General features: G+C 73.8%; 19 protein-coding genes. 17 read left to right on the forward strand and 2 right to left on the reverse strand.

Features of this window, described 5'->3' with window-relative positions; genetic code table 11:
* Positions 1–78 precede the first annotated feature (78 nt).
* The 5 genes from ABFY07_RS34630 to ABFY07_RS34650 all read left to right on the forward strand — a co-directional run bounded on the left by ABFY07_RS34630 (position 79) and on the right by ABFY07_RS34650 (position 7,247).
* The gene (locus ABFY07_RS34630) at positions 79–900 is read left to right on the forward strand and encodes a hypothetical protein (protein WP_346178300.1); all 822 of its coding nucleotides are present in this window, start codon (positions 79–81) and stop codon (positions 898–900) included.
* A 95-nt stretch (positions 901–995) separates the two neighbouring features.
* Entirely contained in the window at positions 996–2,414 is a 1,419-nt protein-coding gene (locus ABFY07_RS34635) for a hypothetical protein (RefSeq protein ID WP_346178301.1), read from the forward strand.
* A gap of 365 nt (positions 2,415–2,779) precedes the next feature.
* On the forward strand, positions 2,780–3,955 hold the full coding sequence (gene sucC, locus ABFY07_RS34640; RefSeq protein WP_346178302.1) for an ADP-forming succinate--CoA ligase subunit beta: 1,176 nt from the start codon (positions 2,780–2,782) through the stop codon (positions 3,953–3,955).
* 20 nt (positions 3,956–3,975) lie between these two features.
* Complete coding sequence (sucD, locus tag ABFY07_RS34645) at positions 3,976–4,860, forward strand: succinate--CoA ligase subunit alpha (RefSeq protein WP_014177349.1); 885 nt, start codon at positions 3,976–3,978, stop codon at positions 4,858–4,860.
* Positions 4,861–5,078: 218 nt separating this feature from the next.
* Positions 5,079–7,247, forward strand: coding sequence for a cell division protein PerM (locus ABFY07_RS34650; protein ID WP_346178303.1), 2,169 nt, complete (start codon positions 5,079–5,081; stop codon positions 7,245–7,247).
* Here ABFY07_RS34650 and ABFY07_RS34655 read toward each other — a convergent pair.
* Together ABFY07_RS34655 and ABFY07_RS34660 are read right to left on the reverse strand one after the other, a co-directional pair.
* Positions 7,244–7,669, reverse strand: a complete 426-nt coding sequence (locus ABFY07_RS34655) for a DUF4267 domain-containing protein (protein WP_346178304.1) — start codon at positions 7,667–7,669, stop codon at positions 7,244–7,246. The two genes, ABFY07_RS34650 and ABFY07_RS34655, sit on opposite strands and share 4 nt — an antisense overlap.
* 196 nt (positions 7,670–7,865) lie before the next feature.
* A complete protein-coding gene (locus ABFY07_RS34660; RefSeq protein ID WP_346178305.1) occupies positions 7,866–8,786 on the reverse strand; it encodes a hypothetical protein in 921 nt (306 codons plus the stop codon).
* 388 nt (positions 8,787–9,174) lie between these two features.
* On the opposite strand from ABFY07_RS34660, the gene purN reads away from it, so the two are divergent.
* From purN to ABFY07_RS34720, 12 genes are all read left to right on the forward strand, one after another.
* Positions 9,175–9,834, forward strand: a complete 660-nt coding sequence (gene purN, locus ABFY07_RS34665; RefSeq protein WP_346178306.1) for a phosphoribosylglycinamide formyltransferase — start codon at positions 9,175–9,177, stop codon at positions 9,832–9,834.
* Complete coding sequence (purH, locus tag ABFY07_RS34670; RefSeq protein WP_346178307.1) at positions 9,831–11,393, forward strand: bifunctional phosphoribosylaminoimidazolecarboxamide formyltransferase/IMP cyclohydrolase; 1,563 nt, start codon at positions 9,831–9,833, stop codon at positions 11,391–11,393. The genes purN and purH overlap by 4 nt, the downstream gene beginning before the upstream one ends.
* A 117-nt stretch (positions 11,394–11,510) precedes the next feature.
* Positions 11,511–12,455: a bifunctional methylenetetrahydrofolate dehydrogenase/methenyltetrahydrofolate cyclohydrolase gene (locus ABFY07_RS34675; RefSeq protein WP_346178308.1), complete on the forward strand. Its 945-nt coding sequence runs from the start codon at positions 11,511–11,513 to the stop codon at positions 12,453–12,455.
* Entirely contained in the window at positions 12,445–12,885 is a 441-nt protein-coding gene (locus ABFY07_RS34680) for a DUF3017 domain-containing protein (RefSeq protein ID WP_346178309.1), read from the forward strand. The genes ABFY07_RS34675 and ABFY07_RS34680 overlap by 11 nt, the downstream gene beginning before the upstream one ends.
* 357 nt (positions 12,886–13,242) lie before the next feature.
* A complete protein-coding gene (locus tag ABFY07_RS34685; protein ID WP_346178310.1) occupies positions 13,243–14,169 on the forward strand; it encodes a DUF2690 domain-containing protein in 927 nt (308 codons plus the stop codon).
* A gap of 363 nt (positions 14,170–14,532) precedes the next feature.
* Entirely contained in the window at positions 14,533–15,522 is a 990-nt protein-coding gene (locus ABFY07_RS34690) for a malate dehydrogenase (protein ID WP_346178311.1), read from the forward strand.
* A 193-nt stretch (positions 15,523–15,715) separates the two neighbouring features.
* Entirely contained in the window at positions 15,716–16,600 is an 885-nt protein-coding gene (locus ABFY07_RS34695) for a serine/arginine repetitive matrix protein 2 (RefSeq protein WP_346178312.1), read from the forward strand.
* A 98-nt stretch (positions 16,601–16,698) separates the two neighbouring features.
* On the forward strand, positions 16,699–17,172 hold the full coding sequence (locus tag ABFY07_RS34700; protein ID WP_428837061.1) for a carboxymuconolactone decarboxylase family protein: 474 nt from the start codon (positions 16,699–16,701) through the stop codon (positions 17,170–17,172).
* Between the two features lie 133 nt (positions 17,173–17,305).
* On the forward strand, positions 17,306–18,808 hold the full coding sequence (locus ABFY07_RS34705; protein ID WP_346178314.1) for an aldehyde dehydrogenase family protein: 1,503 nt from the start codon (positions 17,306–17,308) through the stop codon (positions 18,806–18,808).
* A 265-nt stretch (positions 18,809–19,073) separates the two neighbouring features.
* The gene (locus ABFY07_RS34710; RefSeq protein WP_346178315.1) at positions 19,074–20,615 is read left to right on the forward strand and encodes a GMC family oxidoreductase; all 1,542 of its coding nucleotides are present in this window, start codon (positions 19,074–19,076) and stop codon (positions 20,613–20,615) included.
* Positions 20,615–21,730, forward strand: a complete 1,116-nt coding sequence (locus tag ABFY07_RS34715) for a quaternary amine ABC transporter ATP-binding protein (RefSeq protein WP_346178316.1) — start codon at positions 20,615–20,617, stop codon at positions 21,728–21,730. The genes ABFY07_RS34710 and ABFY07_RS34715 overlap by 1 nt, the downstream gene beginning before the upstream one ends.
* Before the next feature lie 196 nt (positions 21,731–21,926).
* Entirely contained in the window at positions 21,927–23,969 is a 2,043-nt protein-coding gene (locus ABFY07_RS34720; protein ID WP_346178317.1) for an ABC transporter permease, read from the forward strand.
* Positions 23,970–23,971: the final 2 nt, after the last annotated feature.

The following is a 23,971-nucleotide window of genomic DNA, read 5'->3' on the forward strand; positions in this document are numbered from 1 at the left end:
GTCGATCCGCATCTGCTTCGCCCTGCTCCGTATGCCCGTATGCCCGTACGTCTGGGAAGGCCCCCTCTCTTGTCCGCTGTGCTCGCCATGCCTGCCGCCGTGCGCCTGCCGCGCACCGCGGCCGCGCGGCGGGCGCTGCTGGCGGCGCTGTTCCTCGGGGGTTTCCTGGCGCTCGCGTTCCTCTTCGGGGGCAGCGCGCACGCCGCGGAGCGTACGGACGCGGGCGCGGCCGCCGACCGGGCCGGCGCCTCCGGGCTGCTCGACCCGGGACGGGCCGACGACACCGTGGCACGGCACACCAAGGACGCGACCGAGGCCGCCCAGGCCACGGACGACGCCGTACGGGAAGCCGTACGGCCGGTCGAGGAGCAGACCCGGCAGCTCACCGAGCCGGTCACCGACCTGCTGGGCCGGACGGGTGACTCCCTGCCCGTCCACCTGCCCGCAGGAGCGCTCGGCGGGGCGGGCGGCGACACCGGTCCGAGCGGCTCCGCGCCTGCTCACCAGCCGTCCGACAGCCACCGGGCCAAGGACGACACGGCCTCCGGATCCCCGGCCGCGCACGCCGCCGCCCGGATGGGGCCCACGGCCCCGCGATCGGCCGTGACCGCGCCGCGCACCGCCGCCGACCACGACCGGGCCCCGGTCGTACGGGGGGCGCACGGCCCGGTCCAGGGCGAGGGCGCCCCGGCGCCGCTGCCCTTCCCCCTCCCCGGTTCCCCGGTGGGGACCGCCGCCTTGTGCACCGGCGACAGCGGCGCCCCCCGTGGCGGGGACACCCACGCCACCCTCGTGCCGGGCGGCCCGGCGGGCCACTGGCTGCGGCCCGGCGCCGTCCGCGCGGAGAGCTCCGCGCCCACGCGCGAGCGATTCAACGAAGTCCTCGAATTCCCCGGCTAGGGCAGACCTTCACCCCCGTCTGCTGAGACCTGCCGCGCGGGGGCGGGTCAGGTCTGCCCGTCCGACATCCCCCTGAATTCGAAGGACTTCCCCTCATGCGTAGCAACATCCGCCGTTCCATCGTCGTCGCCGCTGCCGCCACCGGTCTCTGGGCCCTCGGCTCCGCCGCCGCCAACGCGGCCGACCTCCCCGAGGCCCCGTCCACCGACAGCGTCACCAGCACCGTCGGCGGCGCGACCAAGACCGCCGGGGACACGCTGCCGACCGACGGCGTGAAGGACGTGACCAACGGCGTGGCCGACACCTCCAAGGTCACCGACGCCGCCGGCCGGACCGTGGACGGCGCCGAGGCCACCGTGGACGGCGTGACCTCGAAGGTCACCGGCGCCGCGAAGGACGCCCTGCCGGGCGTCGACGAGGTGACCGGCCTGGCCGACGGCCTCACCGACGGCGCCACCGGCACGGCCGAGCCGGCGAAGGCCGCCGACAAGGCCAACAAGGTCAACAAGGTCAAGAAGACGGTCAAGAAGGCGCAGAAGGCCGCCAAGAAGGCCACCGACATCATCGACCTGCCCACCGGCGAGGTGCCCGGCGTCGTGCCGCAGCTCCCCGGCCTCGGCTCGCTGCCCTCCGTGCCCGTCACCCCCGCCGTGCCCGCCCTCCCCGCCGTCCCGGGCGAGCTGCCGGCCACCCCCGAGCTGCCCGCCGCCCCCGGCTCCGTCGACAACCTGCTCGCCGCCCTCTCCGGCGCGGGCGTCCGCCCGGAGGAGCTGGCCGGCAAGGCCCAGCGCACGCTGGGCGACGCCCAGGCGACCGCCGCCGCCGTGGCCCCGGGCGAGCTGCCCCCCACCGGGCACGACGTCCTGGCCAAGGTGACCCCCGTCGCGCAGCAGACCGTGGGTGACGCCGGCACGCTGGCCGACGACGTCTACCTCCAGGTCGCCCCGTACGTCCTGAACGTGGCCGGTGGCGCCAAGGGCGGCGTGGAGTGCGTGGCCGACGACACGGTGCTGCTCGCCCAGGGCCTCACCCTGACGGTCACCACCGACGCGCAGATCACCGTCAGCAACGCCGCCTCGGGCGCGGAGACCCTGGTCCCGGCGCTGCCCGGCGACCTGACGGACGCCGCCAACATCCCGGCGCTGCCGCTGCTGCCGGCCGTCCCCACGGTCCCGGCCGACCTGCCGACCGTCCCGGTCGTGGCCCTGCCGACGGTCCCGGCGGCCGACCTGCCGACCGTCCCGGCGGCCGAGGTCCCGGCTGTCCCGGCGGTCCCGGCTGACCTGCCGACGGTTCCGGCTGAGGTTCCGGCCGTTCCGGCTGACCTGCCGACCGTCCCGGCGGCCGAGGTCCCGGCCGTTCCGGCTGACCTGCCGACCGTCCCGGCCGAGGTCCCGGCCGAGGTCCCGGCCGACCTGCCCACCGTCCCGGCCGAGGTCCCGGCCGACCTGCCCACCGCCGACGGCATCGACGGCGTTGGCGGCATCGACGGCCTCGGCGGGCTGAACGTCTGATGACGCCATCTGCCGTACGCGTTCGCGTACGCCGTACGGCACCTGCTTGACCGATCGGGCGGCCCTCGTTGGGGAGGGGGCCGCCCGATCGGCGTTGCCCCTGTCCGCAGCCCGAGCTCGCCCCTCCGAGCAGCGAGGCTGTACAAAGATAGGTGGGTATGGTCGCGATCTGTGACCGTAATCACCGCGCCAGTGTGATCTGCGATTTAGGGACGCAGGTCCCTCGGGGATAACCTGCGAGACGGACATGCCGCGTACCCGGCGCACGTGTGCCGCCCTCGTCAAAGATCGCGTCCTCACGCTGCCACCGCGGCACGCCCGCGCAGACAACGAACCGCGATTTCCAGGAAAAGGGACGGACGCGCGTGGACCTGTTCGAATACCAGGCGAGGGACCTCTTCGCCAAGCACGGTGTACCGGTGCTGGCCGGTGAAGTCATCGACACGCCTGAGGCGGCGCGCGAGGTGACCGAGCGACTCGGCGGCCGCGCGGTCGTCAAGGCGCAGGTCAAGGTCGGTGGCCGTGGCAAGGCCGGTGGTGTGAAGCTGGCCTCCGACGCGGATGACGCGGTCGAGAAGGCCACTCAGATCCTGGGCATGGACATCAAGGGCCACACGGTCCACAAGGTGATGCTCGCCCAGACCGCGGACATCAAGGAGGAGTACTACGTCTCCTTCCTGCTGGACCGGACCAACCGCACCTTCCTCGCCATGGCGTCCGTCGAGGGCGGCGTGGAGATCGAGGTGGTCGCGGAGCAGAACCCCGAGGCGCTCGCCAAGATCCCGGTCGACGCCATCGAGGGCGTGACCAAGGAGAAGGCCGCCGAGATCGTCGCCGCCGCGAAGTTCCCGGCCGAGGTCGCCGACCAGGTCGCCGAGGTCCTGCAGACCCTGTGGAAGGTCTTCATCGAGGAGGACGCCCTTCTCGTCGAGGTCAACCCGCTGGTCAAGACGGGCGACGGCAAGATCATCGCCCTGGACGGCAAGGTCTCCCTGGACGAGAACGCCTCCTTCCGCCAGCCGGAGCACGAGGCGCTCGAGGACAAGGCCGCGGCCAACCCCCTCGAGGCGGCCGCCAAGGCCAAGGGCCTCAACTACGTCAAGCTCGACGGCGAGGTCGGCATCATCGGCAACGGCGCGGGTCTGGTCATGTCGACCCTCGACGTCGTCGCGTACGCCGGTGAGAACCACGGCGGCGTCAAGCCCGCCAACTTCCTCGACATCGGCGGCGGCGCGTCCGCCGAGGTGATGGCCAACGGCCTGGAGATCATCCTCGGCGACCCGGATGTCAAGTCGGTCTTCGTCAACGTCTTCGGTGGCATCACCGCCTGTGACGCCGTGGCCAACGGCATCGTGCAGGCCCTGGAACTGCTGAAGAGCAAGGGCGAAGAGGTCACCAAGCCGCTCGTCGTGCGTCTCGACGGCAACAACGCGGAACTGGGTCGCAAGATCCTGACCGACGCCAACCACCCGCTCGTGCAGCAGGTGGACACCATGGACGGAGCGGCCGAGCGCGCCGCCGAGCTCGCGGCTGCGAAGTAAGGGAACGGGTCACCAACACCATGGCTATCTTCCTCACCAAGGAAAGCAAGGTCATCGTTCAGGGGATGACCGGGTCCGAGGGTCAGAAGCACACCCGGCGGATGCTTGCCTCGGGCACCAACATCGTCGGCGGTGTGAACCCGCGCAAGGCCGGCACGAAGGTCGACTTCGACGGCACCGAGGTACCGGTCTTCGGCACCGTCAAGGAGGCCATCGAGGCCACCGGCGCCGATGTCACCGTGATCTTCGTCCCGGAGAAGTTCACCAAGGACGCGGTCATCGAGGCGATCGACGCCGAGATTCCGCTCGCCGTCGTGATCACCGAGGGCATCGCGGTCCACGACACGGCCAACTTCTGGGCCTACGCCGGCCAGAAGGGCAACAAGACCCGCATCATCGGTCCGAACTGCCCGGGCCTGATCACGCCGGGTCAGTCGAACGCGGGCATCATCCCGGCCAACATCACCAAGCCGGGCCGGATCGGCCTGGTGTCGAAGTCCGGCACGCTGACCTACCAGATGATGTACGAGCTGAGCGACATCGGCTTCTCGTCCTGCGTGGGCATCGGCGGTGACCCGATCATCGGCACCACCCACATCGACGCCCTGGCCGCCTTCGAGGCCGACCCCGACACCGACCTGATCGTGATGATCGGCGAGATCGGCGGCGACGCGGAGGAGCGGGCCGCGGACTTCATCAAGGCCAACGTCACCAAGCCGGTCGTCGGCTACGTGGCGGGCTTCACCGCGCCCGAGGGCAAGACCATGGGTCACGCCGGTGCGATCGTGTCCGGTTCCTCCGGCACCGCGCAGGCGAAGAAGGAGGCCCTGGAGGCCGCGGGCGTGAAGGTCGGCAAGACCCCGTCCGAGACGGCCCGCCTGGCGCGCGCCGCGCTGGCCGGCTGACGCCGTCCGCCGGAGCGCTCGGCTCACGGACGCGGGCCCGTACCACCCACCCGGTGGTGCGGGCCCGCGCCCTTTTCCCCTCGATCCCCCGCCCTTCTCTCCTCTCGATCTCCCTTGGCGCGCGCTTAGCGCGAAACGCACATAACCGCAACCTTTACGACACGGCGACCAATCGCCTGATGTGCGGATGAAACGGCCGTTATTGGCAGCATGGGCGCGTGACCCAATTGACCGATCGCAGCCCGTCGTTGTCCTCCCGTGGCCGCGCCGTGCTCCGGCGCCCCTCCTCCGGTGTCAGGGAGGCGTTCCTCGGCGGCGTCGTGGCCGCCGGGCTCGGGCTGGGCACGCTCGCCGTCCTCGTGCTCCTGCTGTGGATCACCTCCTCGGACCCCGGCAGCAGCCCGGACAGGGCCCTGCACATCGCCGCCGACCTGTGGCTTCTCGCGCATGGCGCGGATCTCGTACGGACCGGGACGCCGTCGGGGGGCTCCGCGCCCGTCGGGCTCACCCCGCTGCTGATCAGTGCCCTGCCGTGCTGGCTGCTCTACCGGGCCGGGCGGCACGCGATCGAGGGGGGCGCGGCGGAGGACGAGGTGGAGGACGCTGCGGAGGACGAGGTGGACGCGGGGGAGGACCGGCGGGAGGACTCAGGGGAGGCGACCGGCGGTGGCGGGCGATGGGTGCCCGCGGAGGCCGCACTTCACCCGCGCACCGCCTTCGGATGGGTGACGGGCGGCTATCTGCTGGTCGGGGTGGCCGTCATGCTGTACGCGTCGGCGGGGCCGCTGCGCGTCGCGCCGCTCAGCGCCCTGCTGCACCTGCCGCTGGTCGCCGCGGTGGCCGTCGCGGTGGGGGTGTGGGTGGCGGACGGGCGCTTCCCCGTGCCGCGCCCGCCCGCCCGCGCGCGCCGCGTATGCCGCCAGTGGCGGCAGCGACTGGGTGAACGGTTGGCCGCGTGGGCGCGCGCCCGGCTGCCGCACGCCGGACGCGTTTTCGCCGCCCTCCACCGGCTGCGGCGGCTGCTGCGCCTGGTGTGCCTGGTGCCTTTTGTGTGGCTCAGGTCGGCCGCCGCACGCCGGGCCGCCGGGTCCGGGACCGGCGAGCTGAGGATCCCCGGTTACCGCACCCCGGTGTTCCGCGCCGCGGTGCTGCGGGCCGCCGCGGGCGCCCTCGTCGTGCTGCTCGGCGCGGGGGCGCTGCTCACCGCGGTGTCGCTGATGAGCCACGCGGGCGAGGTGCAGCTGGCGTTCCTGGAGCTCAGCGACGTCTGGTCCGGGCGTTTCGCGGTGCTGCTGATCAGCCTGGCGCTGCTGCCCAACGCGATCGTCTGGGGGGCCGCGTACGGACTCGGCCCCGGCTTCGCGGTCGGCGCCGCGGCCGTCGGGCCGCTCGGCGTGGCGGACTACCCCGACCTGCCCCACTTCCCCCTGCTGGCCGCGCTGCCCGCCGAGGGCGACGGCAGCCGGCTGAGCTGGCTGGCGGGGTGCGCGGCGGGGGCGTCGCTGGCGTGGTTCGTCGCGGTCGCGGCGGTACGGCGGACGGACGGCGGCAGCCCCGGCGGGGGCCCCGGCGGGGGCTTCGGTCAAGGCGCCGACCGGGACCTGGGCCGGGGCGTCGGCCCGGGCGGTGACGAGAGGAGTGAGGCGTCGGCAAGGCGCCCGACCGTGGCGGTGTGGGGGTGGGGCCAGACCGCCCTGATGGCCGCCGCCGCGTCCCTCGCCTGCGCGGCCGCGATGGCCGTGCTCGCCGGCGCCTCGGGCGGCGCCCTGGGCACCGCCGGGCTCGCCGAGCTGGGCCCGAGCTGGTGGCGTACGGGCACGGCGACGCTGGCCTGGACGGCCCTGCCCGGGGTCCCCGGCGCGGTGGTCCTGCGCTGGCTCCGGCTGGTCGTCCCCGTGCTGATGGCCTGGCTGGCCCGGAAGTCCGAGGCCCGCGCCTGGGCCGCCTCGGCGGCGCCCACCCCGCGCCCGGACGGCGAGGACCGGGAGGGCGACGGCCGACGGGACGCCGCCACGGCGCACGGCCGGCAGGACAGCCCCACGGCGCCCGCCCGGCGGGACGCCACCACGGCGCAGGGCCGGCAGGGCGGCGCGGCAGCGCATGGCGGGTGGGACGCCGGCACGCCGTACGCCCGGCAGGACAGCCGCACGGCGCAGAGCCGGCAGGACGACGCGACAGCGCACGGCGGCGCGGACGCCGGCACCGCGCGCGGTCGGCAGGACGCCACCACGGCGCCCGCGCCGTGGTGGCGGCAGTTCCTTCCGCTCCTTCCCCGCGCCGGCGCGGAGCCCGGGCCCGACGCGCACCGCCCCGCGACGCCGCCCGGCCCCGGCACGCCGGGGCCGGGGCCGGAGCGGCGCCGCGAAGCGGGCGCCTCGGGCCGTTAGGCGCTCAGGGTCTGTCCGGCGGGGGAGTGCGCCGCGCGCGTACGCCCCTCCGCGAGGAGCATCCCGGCGGTCAGCAGCACGACGCAGGCGGCTGAGACGTGCACGGTCAGCGCCGTGGTGAGGGTGCCGCCGTGCGTGACGACCGCCAGCGCGTCACCCAGCGGGACGGTCGCGTCGACCAGGATCACCCACCCCAGCGCGCGCCGCTGCCCGAGCGCGAGCAGGATCAGGGCGGTGGCTCCGACGGCGAGATCACGTACGCCCTTCACCACGAAGTAGCCCTGGGCATTGCCCTGCGGCCAGGGCTCGATGCCGAAGCCGTCGGGCGCGCCGTGCGGGTTCAGCAGGAAGTTCAGGCCGAAGAACAGGGGTGCGGCGGCGGTCAGGATGACCAGGGCGGTGGTGATGCGCTGCTTCGACATGAGTCCCCCACGGGAGTAACCAGAGCCTGACGTGAACGTGTTCCTAGCGTCGCTAGGCGCACAAGCGATGCTAGATCAAGCGCCGCTCGGTTGTCTAGCGTCGCTAGCGGTCGGTGTCTCGTGCCGCACGGGGCCCGGTGCGCGAAAGGGCGGCCGCGACGCCTGCGCGTCACGGCCGCCCCTGGGGCTTCCCGGGTCAGTCCTCCGTGCTGAGCAGCGGCCGGAGCTGCTTGGGCAGCAGGTCCTCGCACGCGTGCCGGGAGGTCTGGGTGAGGGCGTCGTCCACGCACGAGTAGTAGTCGCTGTAGACGAGCTGGACGGTGAAGGTCGCGGCCACGATGGCCAGCGCCAGACCGCCCGTGACCAGTCCGCTGATCGCCGCTGTGGCCTGCGGCTTCGAGGGGCCGGTGCCGGGGGCCGGGAGATGGGCCGGGGTGGCGCCGGGGGCGGGCGGCGGAGCGTTCAGCGGGACGGCGGAGGGCGTCGGCGCCGGCGCCGGGCGGCGCGGCTTGGCGCGCAGGGCGCTGATGCCCCAGTAGACGGCCAGGGCGCCGAGCAGCAGCGCGATCTGGGGCAGGCTGAAGAGCGCGAAGAAGAAGCCCCACATGCCCGCGAGCAGCGCGTAGCGGGCGCGCCGCTGGGCCGGGTCGGTCGGGTCCCAGCGCGGGCGTCCGCCGCCGCCCTGGCCGCTCGTGCCGGGCCGGCCGGGGTTGGACCCGAAGCCGCCGTTCTGGCGGCCGGGCTGGCGGCTGCTCCACTGGCTGCCCCAGGCGGGTGGCTGCGGCGGGCCGTCCGGCCCGCCCTGGCCGCCCTCGCCCTGGCCGCCGCCGCTCTGGCCGCCCTGCGCCCCGCCACCGGGCGCGGCGCGGCCGTCATCCCGGCCACCGTCGCCGCCACCGCTGCCGTCGCCGCCGGGGCCGTCCGTGCCGCCCTGCGCGGCGTCGGGCCGGTGCCTGGGCTGCCAGGGCTGGTCGGGCCGTCCCTCCGGCGGCGGCGCGAAGGGGTTGGGCTCCTCGCGCCCGGCGGGCGCGCCCCCGGGCGAGGCGGAGGAGGACGAGGACGAGGACTGCTGCTCCCGCAGCAGCGGCGTCGTGCGCGACGTGCGGGCGTGCCTCATCGCTGCCCTCCGGTGCGGGCGGGGGTCGGCGGGGGGCAGTGAGCCGCGCGGCGGCGTCGGTCCGGCATGTGGAGGTGTCTTCCCCTTGTGTCGTCGTGATGCACGCGAGGCTTCCGTACGGCCTGCGCCGTACGGCTCCCCTGTGCGGGCGCGACGGTGGTTCCCACGGCGTCAGTTGATTTCGCAGTCCAGACGCTACCTCCCGCGCCCGCCCCCGTCCCCCGGGGGCCGTTTCGTGTGCCGGTATCGTTGCTGACGGTCGGCGGCTTCGTAGAGTTCCCCGGAATTCAGGACTCCGCCACCTTGTACGACCACACAAACGTGTTCGTGCAAACGTGTCCGCACCCACGCGTACCGTCCCGCATCGCCCGCGAGAAAGATCCCCGCCGTGGCCTCCCCGCCTCCCCCGCCGTACCTCGCCGCCCGCCCCGAGCGCCCCGCCCGCCTCGTCGTCCTGGTCTCCGGCTCCGGTACGAACCTTCAGGCGCTCCTCGACGCGATCGCCGCCGAGGGCGCCTCGGGCTTCGGCGCCGAGGTCGTGGCCGTCGGCGCGGACCGGGACGGCATCGCGGGCCTGGAGCGCGCCGAGCGCGCCGGGATCCCGACGTTCGTGTGCCGCGTGAAGGACCACGCCACCCGCGCCGACTGGGACCGCGCGCTGGCCGGGGCCACGGCCGCGTACGAGCCGGACCTCGTGGTCTCGGCCGGGTTCATGAAGATCCTGGGCCAGGAGTTCCTCGCCCGCTTCGGCGGCCGGTGCGTCAACACCCACCCCGCGCTGCTGCCCAGCTTTCCCGGCGCCCACGGCGTGCGCGACGCGCTCGCGTACGGCGTGAAGGTGACCGGTTGCACCGTCCATCTCGTCGACGACGGGGTCGACACCGGCCCGATCATCGCCCAGGGCGTGGTCGAGGTCCGGGACGAGGACGACGAGTCCGCTCTGCACGAGCGGATCAAGGAAGTCGAGCGCTCGCTGCTCGTCGAGGTCGTGGGGCGTCTGGCCCGCAACGGCTACCGCATTGAGGGACGAAAGGTAATGATCCCGTGACCGTCGAAGGTACGAAGCGGCCCATCCGCCGCGCGCTGGTCAGCGTCTACGACAAGACGGGGCTCGAGGAGCTGGCCCGGGGGCTGGACGCGGCGGGGGTCCAGCTCGTCTCGACCGGCTCGACGGCGGCGAAGATCGCCGCCGCCGGCGTCCCCGTCACCAAGGTGGAGGAGCTGACCGGCTTCCCCGAGTGTCTCGACGGCCGCGTCAAGACGCTGCACCCCCGCGTCCACGCGGGCATCCTCGCCGACCAGCGGCTCGACTCGCACCGCGAGCAGCTCGCCGAGCTGGGCGTCGAGCCCTTCGAGCTGGTCGTCGTCAACCTCTACCCGTTCCGGGAGACCGTCGCCTCGGGCGCCTCGCCCGACGAGTGCGTCGAGCAGATCGACATCGGCGGCCCCTCGATGGTCCGCGCCGCCGCCAAGAACCACCCCTCCGTGGCCGTGGTCGTCAACCCCGAGCGCTACGCGGACGTGCTGAAGGCCGCCGCCGAGGGCGGCTTCGACCTCGACCAGCGCAAGCGGCTGGCGAGCGAGGCGTTCCAGCACACGGCGGCGTACGACGTGGCGGTCGCCAACTGGTTCGCCGAAAGCTACGCGGCGGACGAGGGCCCCTGGCCGGACTTCATCGGCGTCACCTACGAGCGCGAGCAGGTGCTGCGCTACGGCGAGAACCCGCACCAGCCCGCCGCGCTCTACAGCGACGGCAGCGGCAAGGGACTCGCCCACGCGGAGCAGTTGCACGGCAAGGAGATGTCGTACAACAACTACGTCGACACCGAGGCCGCGCGGCGTGCCGCGTACGACCACGACCGGCCCTGCGTCGCGATCATCAAGCACGCCAACCCCTGCGGCATCGCGGTCGGCGCGGATGTCGCCGAGGCGCACCGCAAGGCGCACGCCTGTGACCCGCTGTCCGCCTTCGGCGGCGTGATCGCCGTCAACCGCCCGGTGACACTCGCCCTGGCCGAGCAGGTCGCCGAGATCTTCACCGAGGTCATCGTCGCCCCGGACTACGAGGACGGCGCCGTGGAGGTGCTGGCCCGCAAGAAGAACATCCGCGTCCTGCGGTGTGCCGACGCGCCCGAGGCCGTCGTCGAGCAGCGCCCCATCGAGGGTGGCACGCTCGTCCAGGCCAAGGACCGCTTCCAGGCCGAGGGCGACGACCCGGCCAACTGGACCCTGGCGACCGGCGAGGCGCTGGACGCCGACGCCCTGGCCGAGCTGGCCTTCGCCTGGCGCGCCTGCCGCGCCGTGAAGTCCAACGCGATCCTGCTCGCGAAGGACGGCGCGACGGTCGGCGTCGGCATGGGCCAGGTCAACCGCGTCGACTCGGCGCGGCTGGCCGTACAGCGGGCGGGCGAGGAGCGGGCCGCCGGCTCGTACGCGGCCTCCGACGCCTTCTTCCCCTTCCCGGACGGCTTCGAGGTGCTGGCGGAGGCCGGGATCAAGGCCGTGGTGCAGCCGGGCGGCTCGGTCCGCGACGAGCTGACCGTCGAGGCGGCCCAGAAGGCGGGCGTGACCATGTACTTCACCGGCACGCGCCACTTCTTCCACTGAGCCGCGCCTTCTTCCACTGAGCCGCACCGAGCGAAGGCCGCACCCCCGACGCGCGGGGGTGCGGCCTTCGCCGCCCCTGATTGGAACAGACGTCCCCGCATCCGGGAGGATGAAGCCATGACCGCGCAGATTCTCGATGGCAAGGCAACCGCCGCCGCGATCAAGTCCGACCTCGTCGCCCGCGTGGAGGCGCTCAAGGCCAAGGGCGTCCACCCCGGTCTCGGGACCGTGCTGGTCGGCGACGACCCCGGCAGCAAGTGGTACGTCGCGGGCAAGCACCGCGACTGCGCCGAGGTCGGCATCGCCTCCATCCGGCGCGACCTGCCCGAGACCGCCACCCAGGAGGAGATCGAGGCCGCCGTACGGGAGCTCAACGAGGACCCGGCCTGCACGGGCTACATCGTGCAGCTGCCGCTCCCCAAGGGCGTCGACACCAACCGGGTGCTGGAGCTGATCGACCCGGCCAAGGACGCCGACGGGCTGCACCCGACGAACCTCGGCCGGCTGGTGCTGAACGAGACCGGCCCCCTGCCGTGCACCCCGCAGGGCATCATCCAGCTGCTCCGCCACCACGGCGTGGAGATCAACGGCGCCCATGTGGTGGTCGTCGGCCGTGGCATCACCGTCGGCCGCTCCATCGGGCTGCTGCTCACCCGCCGCTCGGAGAACGCCACGGTCACCCTCTGCCACACCGGCACCCGCGACCTGCCGGGGCTGCTGCGCCAGGCCGACATCATCGTGGCGGCGGCCGGCGTGCGGCACCTGATCAAGGCGGAGGACGTCAAGCCGGGGGCGGCGGTGCTCGACGTCGGCGTCAGCCGCGACGAGCACGGCAAGATCGCCGGCGATGTGCACCCCGACGTGACCGAGGTCGCCGGCTGGATCTCCCCGAACCCGGGTGGCGTCGGCCCGATGACCCGCGCCCAGCTGCTGGTCAACGTGGTGGAGGCCGCGGAGCGGGCCGCCAAGGCCGCCGACGCGAGCAGCGGTGACAGCACCGGCAACGGTGGCGGCGCGAACGACGGTGACAGCGGTGACGCCGGTGCCGGACATGCCGGCTGAGGCCGACGAGTCCGCCGCCGAGCCGGCCGGGCCGCCCCCCGCCGCCAAGTCCCGCCGCTTCCCCCTGTTCACGCGGGACACCGCGCGCCCGGAGGGCGGCGGCCGCGCCGCACCCGGCGACGCCCCGGCGCCCGCCCGCCAGTGGCCGCTGCTGGCCGTGATGGGCGGCGTCGCCATCGGACTGCTGGTGGTGGCCCTGGACGCGTTCCGCGCCGGCACGGTCCTGGTCGGGCTGTCCCTGCTGGCGGGGGCGCTGCTGCGGTGGGCGCTGCCGGAGGTCGGGATGCTGGCGGTGCGGTCCCGGTTCACCGACATGCTGACCTACGGGGTGCTGGGCTCGGCGATCGTCCTCCTGTCGCTGATGGCCCAGCCCGACCCCTGGCTGGAGATCCCGTTCCTGGAAGACGTGGTGCACTTCACCGTCCGGTAGCAGCGCCACCGACCTGAGCACCGCGACGGCCCGTCCTCTCCCCCGAAGAAGGACGGGCCGTCTCGCATAAGGGTTCTGTCAACGGCACTGCCGGATCAATGGACGTCGAGGTCCTGTGGCGCGGAGGTGACCATTCCGGTACGACGTCTCGGGTGCGCAACAGCCCTACACGGGCGCACGGGGGCGCGCGGCGATGCCCGTAATGCTCCGGTGCGCCCCTGCTGGGAGAACTGTCATCCTTGGGCGGGGCATCCCCGCGGGTAACGGATCCGCGGCTCTCGGGGGCGCCCAAACGGGGGCAGGGCCGAGGAAGTTCACGCGTACCCGCGGGGGGACAGCGGGGGACAGGGGGAGGCAATGCCTCGTTGGAGGGAGCTGCCGGAAGAGCGCGAGCCGCGGCACGGTGTCACGGGGGAGGCCGGTGGGGGCGAGGAGGCGCAGGGGGTGCCGGAGGAGGCGGGCCCGCCGCCGCGCCCGAGGAAGGGCCGTACGACGGGCCGTACGACGCGGAAGGCACCCCCGCCCCTCGTCCCCGACCCGCCCCTGATGCCCGAGCCCCCGCCGCTGCCGGACCCTCCGCCCGTGCCCGACCCGCCGCTGTTCTCCACCGCCCCGGCCGCGCTCCCCGAGCCGCCTGAGCCCTCCGAGCCGAGCCCGAGGCCGTCCGGGCCGCCCGCGTCACCCGACTCTCCGGCCCCGCCCGCCGCGGGCGCCCCCGACGCAGCGGCGCCGGCGCCGAACGGGCGCCGCCGCGTCGTGCTGCTCGTCGCGGCGGCGGCCGGGGTCCTGTTCGCCGGCACGGCAGCGGTCCTCCTGGGCAACCCGGACGGACGGATGGACGGGAACGCGAAGGATCCGAGGCCCGGCCCGGCCCCGACGACCGGCCCCACCCTGCCCGCGGGGGTGAAATGCACTGGCCAGGAGTGCGCGGGCCAGGACCCCGAAACCATGGGCTGCGGCGGCGCGTACGCCAGGACGACCGCGGGCGCGACCGTGGGCGGCGCGTATGTCGAGGTGCGCTACAGCGAGGTGTGCGGCGCGGCCTGGGCCCGGATCACCAAGGCCGGCCCCGGCGACCGGTTACGGGTGACCGCGCCGGCCCAGGGCGGCGGCGCGGCGCGTACCGAGAGCGGCGAGGCCGACGCCGACGGCGAGGCGTACACCCGGATGGTCGAGGTCGGCTCCGCCGCCGGAGCCCCGGCCCGCGCCCGGGCCTGCGCCACCCTCACCACGGGGCAGCGCGGCTGCACGGCGACGGGGGCGGGACGCACGGCGGCGCCGTAGCGCGGCCGTTCGGCGGTGACTCCACCGCCTCCTCGATGGTGTCTCCGAGGAATCTCCGACTCGGGGGGAATGCTCTCGCCGAATCGGGGCAGGCGGACGAGGACCCCCCCCACGGGTGCGGCACGGCACCCGGCGGCCGCCTGCTACTCCCCCCTCGGCAGGCGGCCGCCGAACGCCGTCCTGGGCCCTTACGGTCCGGCAGGCCCCTGTCGCCCTGCGGTGAGCAGTCACACAGCTGGCCCCCGGGGCCCGGTGAGCAGTCACACAGCTGGCCCCCGGGGCCCCGTGCGCTGTCGTCGGATAGCCTGACGCCGGTATCTCGACACCAAGAGATCGACAGAAAACACAGCGCAGGAGACCGCCATGACCCGCACTCCCGTCAATGTCACCGTCACCGGCGCGGCCGGCCAGATCGGCTACGCGCTGCTCTTCCGCATCGCCTCCGGCCAGCTGCTCGGCGCGGACGTGCCGGTCAAGCTGAACCTCCTGGAGATCCCGCAGGGCCTGAAGGCCGCGGAGGGCACCGCGATGGAGCTCGACGACTGCGCCTTCCCGCTGCTCCAGGGCATCGACATCACCGACGACCCGAACGTGGCCTTCGACGGCGCGAACGTGGCGCTGCTGGTCGGCGCCCGGCCGCGGACGAAGGGCATGGAGCGCGGCGACCTGCTGGAGGCCAACGGCGGCATCTTCAAGCCGCAGGGCAAGGCCATCAACGACCACGCCGCGGACGACATCAAGGTCCTGGTCGTCGGCAACCCGGCCAACACCAACGCCCTCATCGCCCAGGCCGCCGCCCCGGACGTACCGGCCGAGCGCTTCACCGCGATGACCCGCCTCGACCACAACCGCGCCCTCTCGCAGCTCTCCAAGAAGACCGGCGTCCCGGTCTCGGAGATCACCAAGCTCACGATCTGGGGCAACCACTCGGCCACCCAGTACCCGGACGTCTTCCACGCCGAGGTCGCGGGCAAGAACGCCGCCGAGGCCGTGAACGACGAGCAGTGGCTGGCCGAGACCTTCATCCCGACCGTCGCCAAGCGCGGTGCCGCCATCATCGAGGCGCGCGGCGCCTCGTCGGCCGCCTCCGCCGCCAACGCCGCCATCGACCACGTCTTCACCTGGGTCAACGGCACCCCGGCCGGGGACTGGACCTCCGCCGGTGTGGTCTCCGACGGCTCGTACGGGGTGCCGGAGGGGCTCATCTCCTCCTTCCCGGTCACCGCCAAGGACGGCAAGTTCGAGATCGTCCAGGGCCTGGAGATCAACGAGTTCTCGCGCGCCCGCATCGACGCGTCGGTGAAGGAGCTCGAGGAGGAGCGCGAGGCCGTGCGCGGCCTGGGCCTGATCTGACTCGGGGCTGGCCTGACGGGCCTGGCCTGACGCGGCCTGATCTGACGGGCCTGGCCTGACGCGACCGAAGGGTCATCTTCCGGTATTCACTCCGGAGGGTGGCCCTTTGGTCATTCTCTATCCCTGTGACTCAGCTTCGCCTATTTTGGGAGGAGTTGGCGGCGAACGTTGACGCTGGCCTCGGGGGGAGAGCATGGCGAGGGACGCGGACGCGCACGGCGAAGTACAGGACGACGAGGCGGAGACGGCAGCCGCGTCCGCGTACGGCGGTGCCGTGCCCGCTCCGCCGCCGGTCGGCGGCGCGCGGCGGGGGCTGTGGGCGGCCGTCGTGGCGTTGGTGCTGAGCGGCGCCATCGCGTTCGCGGGGTGGGTGGCGTTCGGGGACGACGGCGAGGTCGGAGGCCGGGCGGCGCGCATCCCCTGGGCGACCGGGAGCCCGGCGCCCGAGCCGTCGGGCTCGGAGGAGACGCCGTCCGGCGGCGGTCTTCCGGCGCCCGGCCAGGAGTCCGGCGCTCCCACGGCCTCCCCCTCCGCGGACCCGCCCGGCTCCCAGGACCCGTCCGAATCGCAGGACCCCTCCGCATCCCAGGACCCCTCGGGATCCCCTGGTCAGTCCCCTTCGGCCGCACCCTCCGCGTCCCCGCCCACGGGCTTCCACACGGAGGACGACCCGGCGGGCTTCGCCCTCGCCGTCCCGGACGGATGGGGGCGCACCGTCGAAGGGCCCAGCGTCTTCTACACCTCGCCCGACCAGGACACCAGGCTGCAGATCTTCGAGCTGCACGGCCCCGAGAGCACGCCGTACGAATCCGCGCGGGAGGCCGAGCGGCTCGCCTCGCGCCAGCGCGGCTATGAGCGGATCACCCTGGAGCGGACCGGCCAGGGCGAGATGGACCCGGTGGAGCTGGAGTACACGTACGACAGCGAGAAGTACGGCGGCCCCCGGCACATCCTCGACCACCGCTTCGCCGCGCCCGACGGCACGATGTACGCGGTGCTGGTCATCGGCCCGGACGACGACCGGGCCGGACAGCAGGAGACCCTGCGGGCCGCGCTCGACTCCTTCCACCAGACATGACCGCACAGCCCCCCCCGGGCAGGCCCCGCAATTGACCCATGAATCCGCCCTGGGAATGCACCCCTCAACCGGTCTATCGCGGTCATAGATTCATGGTCATGACGAACAACAACACCGCACCCCGGATCAACTTCGCCAAGGCCGCGCCGAAGGCGTTCAAGGCGCTCATCGGCTTCGACGCAGCCGCCCGCGAGGGCCTCGACCCCGCGCTCGTCGAGCTGGTGCAGATCCGCTCCTCGCAGCTCAACGGCTGCGCGTACTGCCTGCACATGCACACCTCCGACGCCCGCAAGGCGGGGGAGAGCGAGGAGCGCCTGCACATGGTCGCCGTGTGGCGGGACGCCGCCCACTTCTTCACCCCCGAGGAGCAGGCCGCGCTCGCCCTGACCGAGGCCGTCACCCTGGTCTCCCAGGGTGGGGTGAGCGACGAGGTCTACGCCCGCGCGGCCGCCCACTTCGACGAGTCCGGGCTGGCCCGGCTGCTGGCCCTGATCTTCACCATCAACACCTGGAACCGCATCGCCATCAGCACCGCCAAGGTCCCCGGGACCGACGAGCGGGCCTCCCGCTGAGACCTTGTGATCACGTGAGCCCGGCCACTTTCGAACGACAATCACGCATAGGTCGGGTCCTTTCGGGGAGGGGCTTCGCGTCGCCGGCGCGGCCGGCGGCGGGATTCCCGCACCACCGGAAGGCAGAGAAGACGTGTCGGCAGTCGAGACCATTCATGTGGACGGGGTGTGGCGTGCCGCCGCATCCGGCGCGCAGCGGGAGGTCCTCGACCCCGCGGACGCCAAGACCCTCGCGATCGTGTCGGAAGGCGGCGCGGAGGACACCGACGCCGCCGTCGCCGCCGCGCGTCGCGCCTTCGACCAGGGCCCCTGGCCGCATACGCCCGTGGCCGAGCGGGCGGCGCTGCTGCGTCGCGTCGCCGAACTGCTCCAGCGCGACCGCGAGAAGATCGCGCTGATCGAGAGCCGCGACACCGGCAAGACCCTGGAGGAGGGGCGGGTCGATGTCGACGACGTGACCAACGCCTTCCGCTACTTCGCCGAGTTGGTCGCCGGCGAGTCGGCCGGGCGCGTGGTCGACGCGGGCACCCCGGATGTGCACAGCGTGGTCGTGCACGAGCCGGTGGGCGTCTGCGCGCTGATCACCCCCTGGAACTACCCGCTGCTCCAGGCCAGTTGGAAGATCGCCCCCGCGCTCGCCGCGGGCGACACCTTCGTCGTCAAGCCCAGCGAAGTGACCCCGCTGTCGACGATCCACCTGATGAAGCTGCTGGCCGAGGCCGGACTGCCGGCCGGGGTCGGCAATCTGGTGACCGGCGCCGGGGACCCCGTCGGCGCCCGGCTGGCCGAGCACCCCGGCGTGGACCTGGTGTCCTTCACCGGCGGCCTGGTCAGCGGCACGAAGGTGATGCAGGCGGCCGCGCCTGGCGTGAAGAAGGTCGCGCTCGAACTCGGCGGCAAGAACCCCAATGTGGTGTTCGCCGACGCCTGCGCCACCGCCGAGGGCTTCGACACCGCCGTCGACCAGGCCCTCAACGCCGCCTTCATCCACAGCGGCCAGGTCTGCTCCGCCGGGGCCCGGCTGATCATCGAGGAGTCCGTGCGCGAGCGGTTCGTCGCCGAACTGGCCCGCCGGGCCCAGAAGATCAGGCTGGGGCGCGGCACCGAGCCCGGCGTCGAGTGCGGGCCGCTCGTATCGGCGCACCAGCTCGACAAGGTCGAGGCGTACGTGGCCTCCGCGCTGGAGGAGGGCGCGCTGCTGCGCTGCGGCGGCGCACAGCCCGAGCCGTCCGACGTCCGCCCCGCGACCGGGTACTTCTACCTGCCGACCATCCTCGACCAGTGCCACCGCGAGATGCGGGTGGTGCGGGAGGAGACCTTCGGCCCGATCCTGACCGTCGAGTCCTTCCGCACCGAGGACGAGGCCGTCGCGCTCGCCAATGACACGGAGTACGGCCTCGCGGGCGCCGTCTGGTCCGGCGACACCGCGCGGGCGCGGCGGGTCGCGGGGCGGCTGCGGCACGGCACCGTCTGGATCAACGACTACCACCCCTATCTGCCGCAGGCGGAGTGGGGTGGCTTCGGGAAGTCCGGCATCGGACGCGAGCTGGGCCCCTCGGGCCTGGCCGAGTACCGCGAGACCAAGCACATCTACGAGAACCTGCGGCCGGCCCCGGTCCGCTGGTTCTCCGGCTGAGCCCCACGCCCCCAGACCCTTCACCCCACACCCCGCGCCCCCAGACCCTTCACCCCACACCCTTCACCCCACACCCCGCGCCGCACACCCCCAGACCCTTCACCCCACACCCCGCGCCCCACGCCCCCGCCCCGTCGCTCCCTCACCCCGTTCACCCCGGCCCCGTACAGCGCCTCACCCCGTAAACCCCTCACCCGTACGCCCCCACCCCGTACGTACGTCCCCCACACCCGGGCCCCACCCGGGTTCGCGAGGAGTTGCCATCATGTCCGTACCTGTCGCACCTGTCGCATTCGACTATGTCGTCATCGGCGGCGGCACCGCGGGATCGGTGATCGCCTCCCGGCTCACCGAGGACCCGGACGTCCGCGTCGCCGTCATCGAGGGCGGGCCGTCCGACGTCGACCGGCCCGAGGTGCTGACCCTGCGCCGCTGGCTCGGCCTGCTCGGTGGCGAGCTGGACTACGACTACCCCACCACGGAGCAGCCACGCGGCAATTCACACATCCGGCACAGCCGCGCCCGGGTGCTCGGCGGCTGCTCCTCGCACAACACGCTCATCTCCTTCAAGCCGCTGCCGGGCGACTGGGACGAGTGGGTGAAGGCGGGCGCGGACGGCTGGGACGCCGCGTCCATGGACCCGTACTTCGCGCGGCTGCGCAACAACATCGTGCCGGTCGACGAGAAGGACCGGAACGCCATCGCCCACGACTTCGTCGAGGCCGCGCAGGCGGCGCTCGGCGTGCCGCGCGTCGAGGGGTTCAACAAGGAGCCGTTCCACGAGGGCGTCGGCTTCTTCGACCTCGCGTACCACCCGGAGGACAACAAGCGGTCCTCCGCCTCCGTCGCCTATCTGCACCCGTTCCTGGACCGGCCCAACCTCCACCTCATGCTGGAGACCTGGGCGTACCGGATCGAGGTGGACGAGTCCGGCCGGGCGACCGGCGTGCGGGTGCGTACCAAGGACGGCGCGGAGCTGCTGGTCGAGGCGGGGCGCGAGGTGCTGGTGTGCGCGGGCGCCGTGGACACCCCGCGGCTGCTGCTGCACTCCGGCATCGGGCCGCGGCGCGATCTGGAGGCGCTCGGCATCCCCGTCGTGCACGATCTGCCGGGCGTCGGCGAGAACCTGCTCGACCACCCCGAATCGGTGATCGTCTGGGAGACGGACGGCCCGATCCCCGAAAACTCGGCGATGGATTCCGACGCGGGCCTGTTCGTCCGGCGCGACCCCGACGCGCAGGGCCCCGACCTGATGTTCCACTTCTACCAGATCCCGTTCACCGACAACCCCGAGCGGCTGGGCTACGAAAAGCCCGAGCACGGCGTGTCGATGACCCCGAACATCCCCAAGCCCCGCAGCCGCGGCCGCCTCTACCTCACCAGCGCCGACCCATCCGTGAAACCGGCCCTGGACTTCCGCTACTTCACGGACCAGGAGGACTATGACGGCCGTACCCTCGTCGACGGCATCCGCATCGCCCGCGAGGTGGCGAAGACCGAGCCGCTGGCCGGCTGGCTGAAGCGCGAGGTGTGCCCCGGGCCCGAGGTCACCTCCGACGAGGAGCTCAGCGAGTACGCCCGCAAGGTCGCGCACACCGTCTACCACCCGGCGGGCACCTGCCGGATGGGCGCGGTCTCCGACGACCTGGCCGTCGTCGGCCCGGACCTGCGGATCCGGGGCCTCGAGGGCATCCGGATCGCCGACGCGTCCGTCTTCCCGACCATGCCCGCCGTCAACCCGATGATCGGGGTGCTGATGGTCGGCGAGAAGTGCGCGGAGCTGCTCGTCGCCGGAGGTGAGGCGTGATGACCGCGATCGAGACCAGGCCCCCGACCCCCACCCCCGCTTCCGCGTCCGCCTCCGCGCCCGGCGCGGACGGGACGGCGGCCCCGGTGTTCTCCGTGCGCGGCCTGTGGAAGGTCTTCGGACCCAAGGCCGACCGCATCCCCGGCTCGCCCGCCGCCGACCTGCCCGCCGAGGAGCTGCGCCGCCGTACGGGCTGCACGGCCGCCGTCCGCGATGTGTCCTTCGACGTGCGACCGGGGGAGGTCTTCGTCGTCATGGGCCTGTCCGGCTCGGGCAAGTCCACCCTCGTCCGCTGTCTGACCCGGCTGATCGAGCCCACCTCCGGCACCCTCCACATCGACGGCGAGGACGTGCTGGCCATGGACAAGGCGCGGCTGCGCGAGCTGCGCCGGCACCGGGCCGCCATGGTCTTCCAGCACTTCGGGCTGCTGCCGCACCGCTCCGTCATCGACAACGTCGCCTACGGCCTGGAGATCCAGGGCGTGCGCAAGGCGGAGCGCCGCGCCAAGGCCGCCGAGATGGTCGCCAAGGTCGGGCTCACCGGCCTGGAACACCGCCGCCCCGGCCAGCTCTCCGGCGGCCAGCAGCAGCGCGTCGGCCTGGCCCGCGCGCTCGCCGCCGACCCCGAAGTGCTGCTCTTCGACGAGCCGTTCAGCGCGCTCGACCCGCTGATCCGGCGCGACATGCAGGAGGAGGTGATCCGGCTGCACCGCGACGAGGGCCGCACGATGGTCTTCATCACCCACGACCTGAGCGAGGCCCTGCGGCTCGGCGACCGCATCGCGCTGATGCGCGACGGTGGCATCGTGCAGCTGGGCACCCCCGAGGAGATCGTCGGCTCCCCGGCCGACGACTACGTACGGGACTTCGTCCGCGATGTGCCGCGCGAGCAGGTGCTGACCGTGCGCAACGCGCTGCGCGCGCCCGAGGACGGCGAGCGGGACAGCGGCCCGGCGCTCGCGCCCGACGCCACCATCGCCGCCGCCATCGAGGCCGTCGCCCGCTCCGGCGGCCCGGCCCGGATCATGGACGGCCCGCGGCTGCTCGGGGTCGTCGACCACCAGCGGCTGCTCGCGGTGGTGGCCGGCCTGCGCGTGAAGGGGGCACCGGCATGACCACACGCGTGCACCAGCCCGCCGTACGGGGGCTGTCGGGCGTACGAGGGCGGCCCGGGGCATGCGGGCCCGGCCTACGGGGGCTCCCTGGCATACCGAGCCCGTCCGGCCTGCCGAGCCCGTCCGGCGTACGGGGGCCGTCCGGCGTACGGGGGCCGTCCGGCGTACGGGGGCCGTCCGGCGTACGGGGGCGCGTATGACCGCCGCGACCGCCGCCCCCGCCACCGACCCCGCGTCCGGCCCCTCCGCCGGTCCCCCTGCCGGCCCCTCCGGCGTCTCCCGGACCGCGGCGGGCCGGGGCCCGGGCGGGCTGCGCGCCCTGGCCGGCCGTCCGGCCGTGCGCAAGCTCGCGGTGCTCGCCCTCATCGCCGCCGTGCTGGTGCCGCTGGCCGCCACCCGCTGGCACAGCGGCAGCTGGCCGGGCGCGCTGACCGTCGATGTGTCGGGGCCGCTGGACCGGGCGAGCGAGTGGATCATCGACAACCGCGACCACCACCCCCTCTTCCTCTACTTCTTCGGCCACATCAGCAACGCGGTCATCGTCTCCGTCCGCGCCGTCTACCTGACCCTGCTGGCCCTCGGCTGGGCCGGGGTCACCGCCGCCGCGGCCCTGCTGGCCTGGCGGGTGGCCGGGGCGCGGGTCGCGGCGCTCGCCGCCGTGTCGTTCGCGCTGTGCGGGCTGCTGGGGATGTGGCTGCCGACCATGCAGACCTTGGCGCTGATGGCCGTGGCCGTCGCCGCCTCGGTGGCCATCGGGGTGCTGCTCGGGCTGGCGGGCGGGCTCTCGGAGCGCACGTACCGGGCGCTGCGGCCGGTGCTCGACACCATGCAGGTGCTGCCCGCCTTCGCCTATCTGCTGCCCGTGGTGCTGGTCTTCGGCATCGGCGTGCCCGGCGCGGTGCTGGCCACCGTCATCTACGCGGCCCCGCCCATGGCCCGGCTGACCGCGCTCGGGCTGCGCGAGGCGGACGCCGGGGTGATGGAGGCCGTGGCCTCGCTCGGCGCCACCGGGCGGCAGCGGCTGCTCTCGGCCCGGCTGCCGCTGGCCCGCAAGGAACTGCTGCTCGGCCTCAACCAGACGATCATGATGGCGCTGTCGATGGCCGTGATCGCCTCCGTCATCGGCGGCGCGGGGCTCGGCGACCGCGTCTACCAGGCGCTGTCGGCCGTCGACGTGGGCAAGGCGCTGGCGGCCGGCATCCCGATCGTGCTGCTCGCCGTCGTCCTGGACCGCACCACCGCCGCCGCGGGGCTGCGCCTGGGCACCGACCGCGACGCGGGCCCGCGGTGGCTGCGCGGCTGGTATGCCTGGGCGGGGGTGGCGGCCGGCACCGCCGCCGTGGCGCTCGCCGGGCGGGCCGCCGGATCGGCCGACTGGCCGGAGGGCTGGACCCTCGCCATCGCCGAACCCGTCAACACCGCCAAGGAGTGGATGGTCGACCACCTCTACTCCGGGGTGCCGGTGGTCGGCGGCACCGCCGACTGGGCGTCCGGCTACGTCACCTGGGTGCTCGACCCGCTCCGCGGCGCGCTCCAGGGCCTCCCCTGGTGGTCCCTGCTGCTGATCGTCGCGGCGGCGGCCTGGCTGATCGGCACCTGGGGAACCGCCCTGACCGCCGTCCTGGCCCTGGCCGCGATCGGTGTGCTCGGCGTGTGGGACCCGGCCATGGACACCCTCTCGCAGGTGCTTGCCGCCGTCGCCGTGACGCTCGTCCTCGGCTTCGCGACCGGCATCGCGGCGGCCCGCTCGCCGCGCCTGGAGCGGCTGCTGCGCCCGGTGCTGGACATCTGCCAGACCATGCCGCAGTTCGTGTATCTGATCCCGGTGGTCGCGCTGTTCGGCGTCGGACGGGCCCCGGCGGCGGCCGCGGCCATCGTCTACGCCCTGCCCGCCGTCGTCCGCATCACCACCCAGGGCCTCCGGGGCGTCGACCCGGCCGCGCTGGAGTCGGCCCGCTCCCTGGGCGCCACCCGCGGCCAGCAGCTGTGCCAGGTCCAGCTCCCGCTCGCCCGCCCGGCGCTGCTGCTCGCCGTCAACCAGGGCGTGGTGCTGGTGCTGGCGGTCGTCATCATCGGCGGCCTGGTCGGCTCCGGGGCGCTCGGCTACGACGTGGTCTTCGGCCTGGCCCAGGGCGACCTGGCGACGGGTCTGGTGGCGGGCGCGGCGATCGTGTGCCTGGGTCTGATGCTCGACCGGGTGACGCAGCCGACGGCGCGCCGCCCGGGGAAGGGGGCCTGACC

This window comes from Streptomyces sparsogenes subsp. cuspidosporus (assembly GCF_039532705.1).
GTDB classification, from domain to species: domain Bacteria; phylum Actinomycetota; class Actinomycetes; order Streptomycetales; family Streptomycetaceae; genus Streptomyces; species Streptomyces sparsogenes.

Coding starts and splice junctions, on each gene's coding strand:
- ABFY07_RS34660 (WP_346178305.1), bottom strand. CDS start 8,786: ATGAGGCACGCCCGCACGTCGCGCACGACGCCGCTGCTGCGGGAGCAG.
- ABFY07_RS34710 (WP_346178315.1), top strand. CDS start 19,074: ATGTCCGTACCTGTCGCACCTGTCGCATTCGACTATGTCGTCATCGGC.
- ABFY07_RS34685 (WP_346178310.1), top strand. CDS start 13,243: ATGCCTCGTTGGAGGGAGCTGCCGGAAGAGCGCGAGCCGCGGCACGGT.
- ABFY07_RS34715 (WP_346178316.1), top strand. CDS start 20,615: ATGACCGCGATCGAGACCAGGCCCCCGACCCCCACCCCCGCTTCCGCG.
- ABFY07_RS34655 (WP_346178304.1), bottom strand. CDS start 7,669: ATGTCGAAGCAGCGCATCACCACCGCCCTGGTCATCCTGACCGCCGCC.
- ABFY07_RS34695 (WP_346178312.1), top strand. CDS start 15,716: ATGGCGAGGGACGCGGACGCGCACGGCGAAGTACAGGACGACGAGGCG.
- sucD (WP_014177349.1), top strand. CDS start 3,976: ATGGCTATCTTCCTCACCAAGGAAAGCAAGGTCATCGTTCAGGGGATG.
- ABFY07_RS34675 (WP_346178308.1), top strand. CDS start 11,511: ATGACCGCGCAGATTCTCGATGGCAAGGCAACCGCCGCCGCGATCAAG.
- ABFY07_RS34635 (WP_346178301.1), top strand. CDS start 996: ATGCGTAGCAACATCCGCCGTTCCATCGTCGTCGCCGCTGCCGCCACC.
- ABFY07_RS34720 (WP_346178317.1), top strand. CDS start 21,927: ATGACCGCCGCGACCGCCGCCCCCGCCACCGACCCCGCGTCCGGCCCC.
- ABFY07_RS34680 (WP_346178309.1), top strand. CDS start 12,445: ATGCCGGCTGAGGCCGACGAGTCCGCCGCCGAGCCGGCCGGGCCGCCC.
- ABFY07_RS34700 (WP_428837061.1), top strand. CDS start 16,699: ATGACGAACAACAACACCGCACCCCGGATCAACTTCGCCAAGGCCGCG.
- ABFY07_RS34690 (WP_346178311.1), top strand. CDS start 14,533: ATGACCCGCACTCCCGTCAATGTCACCGTCACCGGCGCGGCCGGCCAG.